The 15,225-nt window shown below is 62.2% G+C and carries 14 protein-coding genes and 1 pseudogene; 4 read left to right on the forward strand and 11 right to left on the reverse strand.

Features of this window, described 5'->3' with window-relative positions:
• Window positions 1-264 precede the first annotated feature (264 nt).
• From ACW9IN_RS05780 to ACW9IN_RS05790, 3 genes are read right to left on the reverse strand one after another with little or no spacing between them, the layout of a single operon-like run.
• Window positions 265-858 carry a LysE family translocator gene (locus tag ACW9IN_RS05780; RefSeq protein ID WP_457364969.1) on the reverse strand — a complete coding sequence of 198 codons (594 nt, stop codon included), beginning with the start codon at window positions 856-858 and terminating at the stop codon, window positions 265-267.
• Window positions 859-860: 2 nt separating this feature from the next.
• The gene (locus ACW9IN_RS05785; RefSeq protein WP_457364970.1) at window positions 861-3,926 is read right to left on the reverse strand and encodes an efflux RND transporter permease subunit; all 3,066 of its coding nucleotides are present in this window, start codon (window positions 3,924-3,926) and stop codon (window positions 861-863) included.
• A gap of 6 nt (window positions 3,927-3,932) precedes the next feature.
• Window positions 3,933-5,033: an efflux RND transporter periplasmic adaptor subunit gene (locus ACW9IN_RS05790; protein ID WP_457364971.1), complete on the reverse strand. Its 1,101-nt coding sequence runs from the start codon at window positions 5,031-5,033 to the stop codon at window positions 3,933-3,935.
• A 91-nt stretch (window positions 5,034-5,124) separates the two neighbouring features.
• Here ACW9IN_RS05790 and ACW9IN_RS05795 point away from each other — a divergent pair, with 91 nt between their 5' ends.
• Window positions 5,125-5,760, forward strand: coding sequence for a TetR/AcrR family transcriptional regulator (locus tag ACW9IN_RS05795; protein ID WP_457364972.1), 636 nt, complete (start codon window positions 5,125-5,127; stop codon window positions 5,758-5,760).
• 114 nt (window positions 5,761-5,874) lie between these two features.
• On the opposite strand, the gene ACW9IN_RS05800 is transcribed toward ACW9IN_RS05795, so the two are convergent.
• A complete protein-coding gene (locus ACW9IN_RS05800; protein ID WP_457364973.1) occupies window positions 5,875-6,657 on the reverse strand; it encodes a class I SAM-dependent methyltransferase in 783 nt (260 codons plus the stop codon).
• A gap of 96 nt (window positions 6,658-6,753) precedes the next feature.
• On the opposite strand from ACW9IN_RS05800, the gene ACW9IN_RS05805 reads away from it, so the two are divergent.
• Complete coding sequence (locus tag ACW9IN_RS05805) at window positions 6,754-7,374, forward strand: energy transducer TonB (RefSeq protein ID WP_457364974.1); 621 nt, start codon at window positions 6,754-6,756, stop codon at window positions 7,372-7,374.
• A 3-nt stretch (window positions 7,375-7,377) separates the two neighbouring features.
• Here the strand turns inward: ACW9IN_RS05805 and ACW9IN_RS05810 are convergent.
• The 7 genes and pseudogenes from ACW9IN_RS05810 to ppc form a co-directional block, all read right to left on the reverse strand.
• A pseudogene (locus ACW9IN_RS05810) lies at window positions 7,378-7,482 on the reverse strand (extensin family protein); the annotation flags it as partial.
• On the reverse strand, window positions 7,466-8,311 hold the full coding sequence (locus tag ACW9IN_RS05815) for an isocitrate lyase/PEP mutase family protein (protein WP_457364975.1): 846 nt from the start codon (window positions 8,309-8,311) through the stop codon (window positions 7,466-7,468). The gene ACW9IN_RS05815 and the pseudogene ACW9IN_RS05810, both read right to left, overlap by 17 nt.
• A 27-nt stretch (window positions 8,312-8,338) precedes the next feature.
• Window positions 8,339-9,199, reverse strand: coding sequence for a DUF72 domain-containing protein (locus ACW9IN_RS05820; protein ID WP_457364976.1), 861 nt, complete (start codon window positions 9,197-9,199; stop codon window positions 8,339-8,341).
• A complete protein-coding gene (locus ACW9IN_RS05825) occupies window positions 9,199-9,492 on the reverse strand; it encodes a hypothetical protein (RefSeq protein WP_457364977.1) in 294 nt (97 codons plus the stop codon). Before ACW9IN_RS05825 ends, ACW9IN_RS05820 begins: the two co-directional genes overlap by 1 nt.
• Before the next feature lie 160 nt (window positions 9,493-9,652).
• Window positions 9,653-10,339, reverse strand: a complete 687-nt coding sequence (gene tsaB, locus ACW9IN_RS05830; RefSeq protein ID WP_457364978.1) for a tRNA (adenosine(37)-N6)-threonylcarbamoyltransferase complex dimerization subunit type 1 TsaB — start codon at window positions 10,337-10,339, stop codon at window positions 9,653-9,655.
• Window positions 10,340-10,429: 90 nt separating this feature from the next.
• Window positions 10,430-11,077 (reverse strand): adenylate kinase, encoded by a 648-nt coding sequence (gene adk, locus ACW9IN_RS05835; RefSeq protein WP_457364979.1) that lies wholly within the window; start codon window positions 11,075-11,077, stop codon window positions 10,430-10,432.
• 279 nt (window positions 11,078-11,356) lie between these two features.
• Window positions 11,357-13,984 carry a phosphoenolpyruvate carboxylase gene (ppc, locus tag ACW9IN_RS05840; RefSeq protein ID WP_457364980.1) on the reverse strand — a complete coding sequence of 876 codons (2,628 nt, stop codon included), beginning with the start codon at window positions 13,982-13,984 and terminating at the stop codon, window positions 11,357-11,359.
• 183 nt (window positions 13,985-14,167) lie between these two features.
• Between ppc and ACW9IN_RS05845 the strand changes: the two genes are divergently transcribed.
• Both ACW9IN_RS05845 and ACW9IN_RS05850 read left to right on the forward strand, forming a co-directional pair.
• Window positions 14,168-14,512, forward strand: coding sequence for a pilin assembly protein (locus tag ACW9IN_RS05845; protein ID WP_457364981.1), 345 nt, complete (start codon window positions 14,168-14,170; stop codon window positions 14,510-14,512).
• A gap of 270 nt (window positions 14,513-14,782) precedes the next feature.
• A complete protein-coding gene (locus ACW9IN_RS05850) occupies window positions 14,783-15,208 on the forward strand; it encodes a DUF4398 domain-containing protein (protein ID WP_457364982.1) in 426 nt (141 codons plus the stop codon).
• Window positions 15,209-15,225 lie beyond the last annotated feature (17 nt).

The raw sequence follows: 15,225 nt of genomic DNA on the forward strand, positions 1-15,225 counted from the left end.
GAGTATTCCCGTTTCGGCCGTACACTCATTTGTTGCAGGTTCGATGACAAGGTGTTACCCAGCAACGCCCCGAGAAACGCCCCTTTGAATGCCGCAACATCTGAAAATTTGAACATTCGATACTCCCTAAGATGATTGAAACAGGTTCGAACTGCCCTGGGGCAGAGCCGAGCCCTGTGCCTGTCCATCAGGCGCCTCTGAGTGGAGTAAAAAATTCAGACGTTCCCTGTGCGCCGATGCCCGATTGCATCCGCATGTAAGCAGTCAGTGCAACACCGACTCCGCCAGTCGGCCCATCATGAGGGTGGCGAAGCAGCAGATTGCGATGGACGCCGCCCGATTGATCCGCAGAGGCGTCAGCCAGGCCTTCTGCAGCCCTTCAAAACGGCTGCCCAGCACAATCCAGGCGGACCCCACCGGCACGACCACCAGCGCCAGCGTCGTCATGAACGCGACATACTCCGGCAATGCCACAAAGGTGTTGGCTGGCGCGATGAACGACACAATCAGCAACCCTTTGGGGTTCATCACGGTCATCCAGAAGAAATACCCGCCGGAGAAACGGTCGCGCCCCGGTTCGATGGCGCTGTGCTTGCGCTGCCACAGTTTGAACGAGACATGCAGCAGGTAGCAGGCCGCAGCCAGTTGTGTGGCCTTCAACGCCCACGGTGAGTAGGCCGCCAGGTAGAGCAGCGCCACACCCCACACCGAAACCTGCAGCACGTAAGCCAGGCATTCGACCAGGGCCAGCGTCCAGGACGCCCTGTACCCGAACAACACCCCGGCCCGAAACAGCAGGGTGTTGGTCGGGCCAGGGGCAAGCAACAGCAAGATCAGGGCTGAAACGGTGGCCAGCATGATTACGCGACGTCCTTCCTCACTCGGAACCACGCAGCATACAGGGCTGGAAGGAACAATAGGGTCAGGGCCGTCGCCACGATCAACCCACCCATGATCGCCACGGCCATCGGTCCGAAGAACACACTGCGCGACAGTGGAATCATCGCCAGCACCGCCGCGAGGGCGGTCAGCACAATCGGCCGGAAACGACGCACGGTAGCCTCGATGATCGCCTGCCACGGTGCCAGCCCGGCCTTGATGTCCTGTTCGATCTGATCCACCAGGATGACCGAGTTGCGCATGATCATCCCGGACAGCGCGATGGTGCCCAGCATGGCAACAAAACCGAACGGCTGACGGAATACCAGCAGGAACAAGGTCACGCCGATCAAGCCCAGCGGTGCCGTGAGAAACACCATGGCGGTGCGCGAAAAACTGCGCAGCTGCAACATCAGCAACGTCAGCACCACCACGATAAACAGCGGCACGCCGGCTTTCACCGAGTTCTGCCCGCGCGCCGAGTCTTCGACCGTACCGCCGACGTCCAATAAGTAACCGTCCGGCAGCTCGGCGCGCACGCCTTCCAGGGTCGGCAGAATCTGCTGGACCAGCGTCGCCGGCTGTTCCTTGCCATAGATATCGGCGCGGATAGTGACCGTAGGCAGACGATTGCGGTGCCAGATGACACCCTCCTCGAAACCGTACTCCAGGGTGGCGATCTGCGACAGCGCCACGCTTTGGCCGTTATCGGTCGGCACCGCCAGACTCGGCAGCAATGACAGCTCGGTACGCTCATGCACGGTGCCGCGCAGGAGGATTTCGATCAGCTCATTGTCTTCCCGGTACTGGCTCACGCTGGAACCGGTCAGGGAGCTTTGCAGGAATTTCGCCAGGCTCGCCGTGCTCACGCCCATGGCGCGTGCGCGGTCCTGGTCGATATTCAGGTAGACGATTTTGCTCGGTTCTTCCCAATCCAGGTGCACGTTGACCACGTGGGCATTTTCGCGAACCTTGGCCGCCACTTTCCGCGCCAGCGCACGCACCTCCTCGATGTGCTCACCGGTCACGCGAAACTGCACCGGGTACCCCACGGGCGGGCCGTTTTCCAGACGCGTGACGCGCGAGCGCAAGTCGGGGAATTGTTCGTTGAGGGTTTCGATCAGCCAGGTGCGCAGGGTTTCGCGTTCTTCGATGGTCTTCGCCAACACCACAAACTGGGCAAAGCTCGCGGCCGGCAACTGCTGGTCGAGAGGCAGGTAGAAACGCGGCGAGCCGGTGCCGACATACGCCACATAGTTATCGATGCCGGCATGCTCCTTGAGCAAGCCCTCCAGGCGCTTGACCTGATCGGCGGTGTTGCTCAGGGAGGCGCCTTCGGCGAGCTTCAGGTCGACCATCAATTCCAGGCGGCCCGACGCCGGAAAGAACTGTTGCGGTACGAAGCGAAACAGCGCTACCGAGCCGACAAACAACAACAGCGTCAGCATGATCACGGTTTTACGCCGGCGCACGCACCACTCCACCAGACGTCTTACCCGCTGATAGAAAGGGGTGCCGTAGGGATCCGGGCCATCGGCGCCGTGTTTGGCTGCATGAATCTTCGCCAGGTCCGGCAGGAGTTTTTCCCCCAGATACGGCACAAAAACCACGGCGGCGACCCACGATGCCAGCAAGGCGATGGTCACCACCTGAAAGATCGAACGGGTGTATTCACCGGTACTCGACTGCGCGGTGGCAATCGGCAGGAAGCCGGCGGCGGTGATCAGCGTGCCGGTGAGCATCGGGAACGCCGTGCTGGTCCAGGCGAAACTCGCGGCCTTGAGTCGGTCGTAACCCTGCTCCATTTTGATCGCCATCATTTCCACGGCGATGATCGCGTCGTCCACCAGCAACCCCAGGGCCAACACCAGTGCGCCCAGGGATATCTTGTGCAGGCCGATGCCGAGGTAATACATGGTGGCAAAGGTCATCGCCAGCACCAGCGGAATCGCCAGGGCCACCACCATGCCGGTGCGTACGCCGAGGGAAAAAAAGCTAACCAACAATACGATCGCCAACGCTTCAGCCAGCACGCGGACGAACTCGCCGACACTGGTTTTCACCGCCGCCGGCTGATCCGACACCTTGCGCAGTTCCATGCCCGCCGGAAGGTTCTTCTGCAACCGTGCGAATTCGGTTTCCAGGGCCTTGCCCAGCACCAGGATATCGCCGCCGTCGCGCATGGCCACGGCCAGGCCGATGGCATCGGCCCCCATGTAGCGCATGCGCGGTGCGGGTGGATCGTTGAAGCCACGGTGAATATCGGCCACATCACCGATGCGGAAGGTACGGTCGCCCACACGAATCGGGAAGCTGCGGATCTCGTCCACGCTCTTGAAGTTGCCCGACACGCGCAGTTGCACGCGCTCGCTCGGGGTTTCAAAAAAGCCCGCGGTAGACACCGCGTTCTGCTCCTGCAAGGCCTGTTGCACCGCGGCCAGCGGCAAGCCCAGGGTGGCAAGCTTGACGTTGGACAGCTCGATCCAGATCTTCTCGTCCTGCAGCCCCAGCAGTTCGACCTTGCCCACATCCGCTACGCGTTGCAGCTGAATCTGGATGCGGTCGGCGTAGTCCTTGAGTACGGCATAGTCAAAACCATCACCGGTCAAGGCGTAGATATTGCCGAAGGTAGTGCCGAACTCATCGTTGAAAAACGGCCCCTGGATATCCGGCGGCAAGGTCTGGCGGATGTCGCTGATTTTCTTGCGCACCTGGTACCACAACTCGGGAATCTGCGCCGAGTGCATCGAGTCCCGCGCCATGAAGGTGACCTGGGACTCGCCGGGCCGCGAGAAGGAGACGATGCGCTCGTAGTCGCCGGTCTCCATGAGTTTTTTCTCGATACGCTCGGTGACCTGGCGCGACACCTCCTGGGCCGTGGCCCCCGGCCAGTTGGTCTTGATCACCATGGCCTTGAAGGTGAACGGCGGGTCTTCGCTCTGCCCCAGCTTGGTGTAGGACAAGGTGCCGACCACCGCCAGCAGAATCATCAGGAACAGTACGATCTGGCGATTGCGCAGCGCCCATTCGGAAAGATTGAAACCCATCGGGGACTACTCCTTGGCCGCCAGATTCACCACACGATTGGCACGGTCCACGGGGCGTACTTGCTGGCCCTCATGCAACACGTGCACACCCGCTGCGATCACCCAGTCCGTGGGCGCGAGGCCTTCCAGCACGGGAACGGTCTTCTCACCGAAAGCGCCGATGCGCACCGGGGTGCGCTTGAGGGTGCTGTCCGGCTGCACGCGCCAGACGTAGGACGCGCCATTCTCCGCACTCAGGGCTGATAACGGCACCGACAGCGGCACCACGCCCTCGGCCTGGATGAAGACGCGCGCGCTCTGGCCCAGTTCCGCCGGGACTTTTGCGCCACTGAACGCTACGCGGGCAGCAAAGGTGCGCGACTTCGGATCCGCTGCCGGCGAGAGTTCGCGAATGCGCCCGGCGAAGCGTTGGTCAGGCTGGCTCCATAGCTCGACCGACACCGGCTGGCCGATCTTGAAGCGACCAAAGCCTTGCTCCGGCAAGCTGATCAGCACTTCGCGCTCGCCATCGGTGGCCAGGGTGAACACGGTCTGGCCGGCGGCGACCACCTGACCGACTTCCACCGCACGCCTGGCCACCACGCCATCCTGGGGCGCGCGCAGCACCGCGTAGCCGGTCTGGTTGCTGGCTACGTCGAATTCGGCCTTGATCTGCTTGAGGCGTGCTTCACCCGCTCGGTAGAGGTTTTCGGAATTGTCGTACTGGGAACGGCTGACCATCTGACGGTCCATCAGGGTCTTGTAGCGATCCCGCTCCGCGCGCACCAGGCTCAGGTTGGCCTCGGCGGCCGCCACCTGGGCGCGGGTGGCCTCCAATTGCAGGCGCACATCCTGGGGGTCCAGTTCAGCCAGCGGCTGGTTGGCCTTGACGCGTTCGCCCTCCTCCACCAGGCGTTTGCTCACCTTGCCAGCGATGCGAAAGGCCAAGTCCGGCTCGTAGCGGGCGCGTACTTCACCGGGGTAACTGTCGGACGACTGCACCGCCGGCTGCGGTTGCACCACCATGGCTGGGCGGACGCTGGTCTGGCTCGTTTCTTCGTGGCCGCAGGCGGACAGGAGGACTACCAGGCTGAGAGGCAACGCAAGAGGCAGGAAAGTGCTGCGCATGCTGAAGGACCTTTCGCAAATGGAGCTAGGAATAATTATACTGGCCAGTATGTTATTAATACCAAACTCACCAGTCCAGTATTAACTGAAAATGTCAGACAATCCTGTAAACACCAATAGCCCCGGGCGCCCCAAGGACATGGCAAAACGCCAGGCGATTCTCGACGCGGCGAAAATCCTGTTCTTGAGTAACGGGTATGCCAATACCAGCATGGACGCTGTGGCGCTGGCGGCCGGCGTGTCGAAACTGACCGTCTACAGCCACTTCACCGACAAGGAAACCTTGTTCACCGCCGCCGTGGTCGCCACGTGCGAGGAACAACTGCCGGTGATGTATTTCGAGCTGCCCGTCGACGTTCCGGTGGAGACGGTGCTGCTGAATATCGCGCGCAGATTCCATCGATTGGTCAACAGCGAAGAGTCAGTGAACCTGCATCGCCTGATGATGACCACCGGCAATCAGGACGTGAAGCTGTCACAGATCTTCTTCGAAGCCGGCCCCATGCGCATGCTGCAAGGCATGGAACGCCTGCTCGGCCGCATCGACCAGAGCGGCGCCCTGCGCATCGAAAAACCGTTCACAGCAGCGGAGCACTTCTTTTGCCTGCTCAAGGGCACGGCGAACTTCTGCTTGCTGTATGGCTGCGGCGGGCAACTGAGTGATGAAGCCGCCGAAGCGCATGTGCAGGATGTGGTGGGGTTGTTTATGCGGGCGTATCGGCCCTGAATATTTCATTGCCTGGGCGGACGCCATCGCGGGCAAGCCCGGCTCCCGCGGGGGATTGCATTCCAATATGGGAGCTGGTTTGCCTGCGATAAGGCCCTCAAGACCAGTGAAGAATCAGGGCTTGAGCGCTTTCTTGGGGTAGATGTCATACCGGCTGGACTTGCCGTCCAGGGCATGGCTCGGCTTGGGGCCTTCGATGCACGGCGCCTTGCGCGGGCGCTTGACCACCACCCGGTGGCTGGCCAATGCCAGCGCGGCGGCCAACAGGGCCGGGGCGTCCGGGTCATCGCCGACCAAGGGGCGGAACAGGCGCATTTCCTTCTTCACCAGTGCGGTTTTCTCACGGTGCGGGAACATCGGGTCGAGGTAGATCACCTGGGGTGGCTCGCCTTCCCAGTTGCGCATCACGTCAATGGAGTTGCCCTTGAGCAGCGTCATGCGCGCCACGATCGGCGCCACCTCGAAATCTTCGGCTGCGCGTGCCAGCCCGTCTTCCAACAACGCGCCGATCAACGGCTGACGCTCGATCAGGCTCATTTCGCAGCCCAGGCTGGCCAGCACAAATGCATCCTTGCCCAACCCCGCCGTGGCGTCCAGCACCCGGGGACGCACGCCTTGGGCAATGCCGACAGCCTTGGCGATCATCTGCCCGCTGCCACCGCCGTACAGCCTTCGGTGCGCAGCGCCGCCTTCGACGAAATCCACACGCACCGGTCCCGGCGCGTCAGGCCCAAGCTGTTGCAGTTGCAAGCCGTGCTCCCCGACTTGCAGGGAAAAGTCGGCATCCGCCAGCTGTAACGGCAAGCCAAGCTGTGCGGCCCACTGCTCGGCACGGGCCTGGAAACCTTCGGCCAATGCCTGGACCTGGATGCGGCTGGCCGCGGGTTGCTCACTCATCAATCGCTACGCTCAAAAATATTAAGGATCGGCAAACAGCGGCCGATAAAAACAACAGTCAGGTATTTTGCCAGAGCTGAGCGTCGACCGAAAAAAATGTCAGACATTCTTCCCCTTACCATCGGCGTATTGCCGACCCACAACCACTACGGCCTGCGCAATACTCAAGCGCTGGCCGGCGTGAGTCATGTGTGGCAGGACTTCTTCGCCCGTGCGCTGGCCGAGCAGTTGGGCGAAGCCCCCGGTGAGCTGGCGGTACAGGCGCCTGCACCGGTGGACCCGACGGTAGAACCCAGCGCCGGTGCCGACCTGCTGTCGCAGATCCTGACCCAGCGCGAATGCGACGTGAAAGACACCGAAATCGTGCCGCCCGAGCCGTTGTTCCTGCCCATCGCCGAATTCGAAACCGAGCTGCTGCCACCGGCGGCCACGCCGTTCCCGCCCGAAGAAATCGCCGCCCAACAGCGCCAGCAGAATTTCGAAAGCGGCTGGGTGCGCCCTATCGTGCTCACCGCAGGCCAACCCCTGCCGGAACCCGGCCCGGCGCCGGAACCTTATCCATTGCACCTGCCCATCGCCGAGTTCGAACTGGACCTGCTGCCACCGGCCGCCACGCCCTACTCCAGCGAAGAGTTGGTGGCGCAACAGAAAGCCTTGGACTTCGACTACTACTGGGCGCGTCCGCTGGTCACCCAGAACCTGCGTCTGGCCGCTTGAGATTCAGCGACACACCCACCAAGGCCCCATGTCCGAATGGAAATGGTTGCGGTGCGCGGCGTTGCAGTCCGGGCTGAGCACCACATTGAAATCATCGCAGGCACCCTCGCTCAACCCTGAAGAACTGGTTGGCCTGGCTGAACGGCATCTTGCGCTCGTTGAAGGTGAAAGTGCCCAACGCAGAGATCTCCTGCGCCGCGCGATAAAACTCGCCATAAGCCGCCAGCGCCAACGCCGAACCGACGCTGATACGCCGCACACCCAGGTCGCTCAACTGCGCCACGCTCAGGTTCAAGCCGCCGGACATCAACACGTTCACCGGTTTCGGCGCGACGGCCTTGACCACTGCCAGCACTTCTTCGGCACTGCGCAACCCCGGCGCATACAGCACGTCGGCACCGGCTTCGGCGTAGGCTTGCAAGCGGCGAATGGTGTCAGGCAAATCCAGGCGACCATGCAGGAGGTTTTCCGCACGGGCCGTCAGCATGAACGGGAACGGCAAGCTGCGGGCTGCCGCAACAGCGGCTTCGACACGCTCGACGGACAAGTCGAAGGCATAGATCGGATCAGCCGCATGGCCGCTGGCGTCTTCAATGGAACCGCCAACGAGGCCCACGGCAGCGGCGCTCTGGATGGTCCGGGCACAACCTTCGGGGGTGTCACTGAAGCCGTTTTCCAGATCAGCGGCCACCGGCAGCGCGGTGGCTCGGGCGATGGCGCCGGCATTGCTCAGTGTGTCCTCCAGGGATAGCGCGCCCTCCGCATCGGGCCGCCCGAGGCTGAACGCAAGGCCCGCGCTGGTGGTGGCCAGGGCTTCAAAGCCGAGGCTGGCAAGCATGATGGCGGAACCGGCGTCCCAGGGGTTGGGCATCACGAACGCACGGTCGCGCTCGTGCAGGGCCTTGAAGGTTTCGGCGCGAAGGGTTTGAGCATCCATGACAGACTCCTGGCGGGAAAAGGAGCCTTAGAGTAACCCCAGTTGCTGTACTTCGGGCTCTCGATTCAACACGGGCAACGGCGGCAGGCCCGGTAGGCGAGCCATGAGTTGATCGTGAAAACGCAGCGCCAATTGCGCCGCCAGGCGGTTATCCGAGGTGTGCAGGAACACGTAGGGCGTACGGCCCTCTTCGATCCAGCCAGCGATTTTTCCCACCCACGGGATCAGGAACGGGTCGTTGGCTTCCAACTCCGGGTGGCCGATAAAGCGCACTTGGGGAAACTGCGTCAGGGCCGCTGGCCGTGGTGGCACCTTGGGCTTTTTTGCTTGGGCGTGCAGGACGGCGGCTGACGTGGAGGTGCAACTGAACAACGCACGCGGGTCCAGGCAGATGCGCTCCACACCGCGATCACGCAGCAGTCGGTTGAGCATGCGCTCGGCATCGCCCTTGGCGAAGAACTCCGGGTGACGCACCTCCACGGCCATGGGGCGTTCAAGACCGTCGATAAATCCTGCCAGCTCAGCCAGGCGTTGCGGTGCAAACCCGGCGGAGAGTTGCAACCACAGCGGCGAAACCCGCTCGCCCAGCGGACTCATCAAACCGACAAAACTTTCTGCCGCTGGCAGTTGCTCGCGCAAATCGCCGCCATGGCTGATGTCGCCGGGAAACTTGGCGGTGAAGCGAAAGTCAGCCGGCATGATCTCGGCCCAGCGCTGCACGGTGGCCGCCGACGGGCGAGCATAGAAGGTAGTGTTGCCTTCGACGGCGTTGAAAACCTGGGAATATAACGAGAGGTAGTCGCTGGAGCGGGCATCGGCGGGATACAGATATTCACGCCAGGCGTTTTCGCTCCAGGACGGACAACCGAGGTAGTAAGGCAATCGCATCAGATGTGGATGTCGAGGCCCAGCACTTCCATATCCCATTCGACAAAACCGGCGGTGGTCAGGTAGCTGGCCAAGGCGGTGGCGACGCTTTTGCTCATGGAGCGCGGGAAGACCATGTCTTGCTGGCGGGCAGGCAGGCCACTGGTGCGTGCGCTGTGGGCATTCGACTGCGCATCGGCCTGGACTTCGATGAAGTCCGGCGAATCCTCGACGGAATCGTCCACCATGACGTTCGCCTTACGCGGCTTGCGTTTGATGGGGTAGGACTGTGAGGAAAAGCCGTCTATACGCATGGATGCGAACTCGGTATCAATGATGGCATTTTAATAGCGCTGTCCGTAGCGCGCAAATGCTCTGGTGATAACTAGAACACATAATTCGAAAAAGGTTTAAAACGGGGGGCAAATTCTGACGATTGGTGATTTTTGCACCAAATTGCCATCATTTTTGGCGTCAAATAATCCCGCGTTCCGCCTTGGTCTGCGCGACCTTATCGCGCAGGTAAACCGGTGCAGCCTGGTCGGCTGCAATCGCCTCGCCGCGCGCGAAGGCAAAGCGCGCCAGGGTCAACAAGTCTTCAGCGTGGGGCAACATCGCCGCATCCTGGCCCACCAACGGCACCGCGATGCGTTCACCATAACCCCAGCCGGTGCCCGCGCCGAACCAGTCACCGCTGGCATCGGCAGGCAACGCCGATGCCTGCGGCGGCTGCACAGCTTCCTCGCCGACCAGGCGCATCTCGCCTGCCACTTCGCGGTAGCAACCCCAATAGACTTCATCCATGCGTGCATCGATGGCCGCGGCGACCTGGTGGGCACCGTGCTCGCGCAGCGCGCGCTGGGCCAGCATGGCCAGATTGGAGATCGGCAACACCGGGCGCTCCAGGGCAAAGGCCAGGCCCTGCACTACGCCAATGGCGATGCGCACACCGGTAAAGGCGCCCGGACCACGGCCAAATGCGATGGCATCGACCGCCGCCAGGGTGGTGCCGGCGTCCTGCAACAGCTGCTTGATCATCGGCAACAGCTTTTGCGCATGCAGGCGCGGGATCACCTCGTAGTGACTCGTAACCTTGCCATCGTGCAGCAAGGCAACGGAACAAGCTTCAGTCGCGGTGTCCAGGGCCAGCAGGGTGCTCATCGGTGTAGGTGTCCAAGTCGAAAAAAAGTGCGCCAGTATAAACAACAACGGCCCGCAAGCGGGCCGTTATCCGTGAAGCCAGTCGAGGGATCAGCTCAGTGCTTGCAGCACTTTGGCGGTGATCGCTTCCACCGAACCGACGCCAGGAATGTGGCTGTACTTCGGCTTGCCCTGGGCGGCGGACAGCTTCTGGTAGAAGTCCACCAGCGGCTTGGTCTGGGAATGGTAGACCGACAGGCGATGACGCACGGTTTCTTCGGTGTCGTCCTTGCGCTGCACCAGGTCTTCGCCGGTCACATCGTCCTTGCCTTCAACCTTTGGCGGGTTGTAGACGGTGTGGTACACGCGGCCGGAGGCTTCGTGAACACGGCGGCCCGCGATACGCTGCACGATTTCTTCGTCTTCAACTGCGATTTCAACCACGGCGTCCAGCTCGACGCCGGCGGTCACCAGAGCTTCAGCCTGGGGAATGGTGCGCGGGAAGCCGTCGAACAGGAAGCCGTTGGCGCAATCCGGCTGCGCGATACGGTCCTGGACCAGGGCGATGATCAGGTCATCGGAGACCAGGCCACCGGCATCCATGATGCTCTTGGCTTTGACGCCCAGCTCGGTGCCTGCTTTTACCGCAGCGCGCAGCATGTCGCCGGTGGAGATTTGTGGAATGCCGAATTTTTCAGTGATGAACTTTGCCTGAGTACCTTTACCGGCCCCGGGAGCTCCCAGCAGAATGACGCGCATCGATGTGCTCCTCAATTTTTTATAGAGATGACGCTCGGATTCGCCGCGTGGGGCCAATCTCGGAAATTTTGGGTCCAGGCCGCACAAACGGCCAAAGGCTGATCAAGATACACAGCAGGCCCTAACCACACAAGCCGCCGAAAGTCGCAGTTCCCCGCGTCGTGCCTGCCTCTCGAGTCGGCTATGCCCAGGCGCAACCCGCTCGCAAAAACGCAGGTCGTCCGTTTCCGGGCGACCTACGGGGTTGATCTGCAAGCCCTTGAGAATGCGAAAGAAACCCTAGCCGGTGTTGCGCAAACCGGCGGCGATACCGGCCACAGACACCAGCAGCGCCTGTTCCAGAGGGCTGTCCTGCGCGGCTTCCTGGCGACGGGAACGCGCCAGCAGTTCTGCCTGCAACAGGTGCAACGGGTCGAGGTAGGTGTTGCGCAGGCTGATGAACTCCAGGGTCTCGGGGCTATGGGCCAGCAGCTGCGACTGGCCGGTCAGGCCAAGCACCACGTCGCACGCCTGCGACAATAGGTCGCGTAAGTGCGCACCCAATGGCAACAGGTCCGGCTGCACCAGACGCTCGTCATACAGCAGCGCGATATCCGCATCGGCCTTGGCCAGCACCATTTCCAGCATATCGATGCGTGTACGGAAGAACGGCCACTGCTCGCGCATCTGCCCCAGCAACTCGCCTTCGCCACGCGCCAGGGCCTTGCTCAACGCCGCTTCCCAGCCGAGCCAGGCGGGCAGCATCAGGCGGGTCTGGGTCCAGCCGAAGATCCACGGAATGGCGCGCAGGCTTTCGATGCCACCCGCACGACGCTTGGCCGGGCGACTGCCCAGGGGCAGGCGCCCCAGTTCCTGCTCCGGGGTGGACTGGCGGAAGTACTCGACAAACTGCGGATGCTCGCGCACCACGGCACGATAGGCGCTCACCCCATCCGCCGCCAACTCGTCCATCAGGTGACGCCAGGCCGGCTCCGGTGGCGGCGGTGGCAACAGAGTCGCCTCCAATACAGCGGCAAGGTAAAGGTTGAGGTTCTGCTCGGCGATGTCCGGCAGGCCGAACTTGAAGCGGATCATCTCGCCCTGTTCAGTGGTGCGGAAACGCCCCGCCACCGAACCCGGAGGTTGCGACAGGATCGCCGCATGCGCCGGGCCACCGCCACGGCCTACGGTGCCACCACGGCCATGGAACAACAGCAATTCCACCTGTTGCTCGCGGCAGATATCCACCAGCCGTTCCTGGGCGCGGTACTGTGCCCAGGCCGCTGCAGTGGTGCCGGCATCCTTGGCCGAGTCCGAATAGCCGATCATCACTTCCTGCGGGCCTTGCAACCGCGCGCGGTAGCCCGGCAGCAGCAACAACTGTTCGATCACCGGACCGGCGTTATCCAGGTCGGCCAGGGTTTCGAACAGCGGCACCACACGCATCGGCCGCTGCACGCCCGACTCCTTGAGCAGCAGTTGCACCGCCAGCACATCCGACGCTGCACCCGCCATGGAGATGACATAGGAGCCCAGGGAGGCCGCCGGCGCTGCGGCGATTTCCTTACAGGTGTTGAGCACTTCGGCGGTGTCCGCCGAGGGTTTGAAATAGCCCGGCAACAACGGTCGGCGGTTTGCCAGCTCGTCCATCAGAAAGCGGATGCGCGCGTCTTCGTCCCAGTCCTCGTAGCGACCCAGGCCCAGGTAATCGGTAATCTCGGTCATGGCCGCACAATGGCGGGTGGAGTCCTGACGCACATCCAGGCGCACCAGGAACAGGCCGAACGTCACCGCGCGACGCAGACAATCGAGCAACGGGCCGTCGGCGATCACCCCCATGCCGCATTCATGCAGCGACTGGTAGCACAGCTCCAGCGGTTCGAGCAGGTCACGGTTGTCTTGCAGTACCTCGACCGGTGCCGGTGTATTGCTGCTCAACGCGGTGTGCGCCCACTGGCGCGTGGCGCGCAAGCGTTCGCGCAGTTGCTTGAGCAAGGCGCGATAAGGCTCGACACTGTCCCCGACCCGCGCCTGCAACGCCGGGCTGGCTTGCTGCATCGACAGTTCCGAGGCGAGGTGGTCGACGTCGCGCAGGTACAGGTCAGCCGCCATCCAGCGCGCCAACAGCAGCACTTCGCGGGTGACCGGCGCCGTCACGTTCGGGTTGCCGTCACGGTCGCCGCCCATCCACGAAGCAAAGCGGATCGGTGCCGCTTCCAGAGGCAGATGCAGCCCGGTGGCGGCGTGCAGCGCCTGGTCGGCCTTGCGCAAATAATTGGGCACGGCGTGCCACAGCGAATGCTCGATTACCGCAAAGCCCCATTTGGCTTCATCCACGGGGGTAGGCCGGGTGCGGCGGATTTCTTCGGTGTGCCAGGCTTCGGCGATCAGGCGTTGCAGGCGCTGGCGAATCTGTTCGCGCTCGGCCTGGGTGAGGTCACGGTGATCCTGCAGCGCCAACTGCGCGGCAATCGCATCGTATTTCTGGATCAGGGTGCGCCGCGCCACTTCGGTGGGGTGGGCGGTGAGGACCAGCTCGATCTCAAGGCGCCCCAACTGACGGGCGAGGGATTCGTCGCTGTGGCCTTCGCCTTGCAGCCGAGCCAACAGCTCAGGCAAAACGCGGGACTCGAACGGCGCAGGTTGCGATTCATCCCGCCGATGGATCAACTGATACTGCTCGGCAATGTTGGCGAGGTTCAGGAACTGGTTGAACGCCCGGGCGACCGGTAGCAGTTCATCCTCTTGCAACTGATTGAGGCTGGCACTCAGTTCGTCGCCAGCGCCGCGCCGGTCCGCCTTGGCGCCTTTACGGATCTGCTCGATCTTGTCGAGAAATTCATCGCCGTACTGCTCTCGAATGGTGTTGCCCAACAGCTCACCCAGCAGGTGAACATCCTCACGCAAGCGTGCATCGATATCACTCATCAGCCAATCTCCAGCCAGAAATCCGGGACGCGCAAGTGTTGCAGAGTGCCGCCCGCGCCCGTTTCTGACAAGACTTTAAACCTTGTGGCTTGCAGCTAGTCTCAACAGTAAGTCGCCGCGTTATCCACGCAGGCGATGGGTCACTCATCACCGCCTGCTACCGCGGGCTTTATTGAGGTTGCCATGAAAATCCGAGAATTGGCCCAGCACTGGGAAGAAACCGCCAAGGGTCGTTTGACCAAGACCGAATACGCCATCCACCTGGACATGGAAGCCGCCGCCCGGCTGGCGGCCATCGCCGAAATGTACCCCAAGCGCCATCCCGAGGAACTGCTCGGCGAGTTGATCGGCGCCGCCCTGGAAGAGCTGGAAGCCAGCTTTCCCTATATCAAGGGCCAGCAGGTGATCGCCACCGATGAAGAGGGTGATCCGTTGTACGAAGACGTCGGCCCGACGCCGCGCTTTTTGACCCTTTCGCGCCGCTATCTGCAGGATCTATCAGCGAGCGCCGACGAACAGAAACACTGAGACATTTCCTCACCCCCCTGTATTCCGGGCCTTTCGCAGGCCCGGTGTACCGCTGCGCAACGCAGAAGTTCCATTTTTTCCCACTGACCTGTCAGTCAAAAAAATTTTTTAGGCAAATCGCCATCTTCTCTGAACTATTCAAAAAAGCCTCCGGTCACACCGAATAAGCCATCACTTGGAACAGCCGTTTGAAAGGTGTCACGCGCCACTGCCGGACCCGCAATCGCTGACCGCCTGAGATGGATGTCGATGTTTTTCAGGAGTTACCCAATGGAGTTGAAGACGATGAAGACCAGCACTGCCAAATCCTCGTTTAACCATCTGCGCGGGCTCAAATTGGCCGCGTTGGCAATCGGTACCAGCTTCGTTCTGGCTGGCTGCGCCGGCAACCCTCCGACCGAGCAATACGCGGTGACCCAGTCTGCGGTGAACAGCGCCGTCAGCGCCGGCGGCACCGAGTTCGCGGCGGTGGAAATGAAGTCGGCCCAGGACAAGCTCAAGCAAGCCGAGATCGCCATGCACGACAAGAACTACGACGAAGCCCGTCGCCTGGCCGAACAAGCCGAGTGGGACGCCCGCGTCGCAGAGCGCAAGGCCCAGGCCGCCAAGGCTGAACAGGCTGTGAAGGACTCCCAGAAAGCTGTTCAGGAGCTGCGTCAGGAAGGCATGCGCCCGGCTGCTATCCAGCAGAAATAAGCCGCCGCCCCTGATTG

It is taken from the genome of Pseudomonas sp. SDO5271_S396, assembly GCF_054071795.1.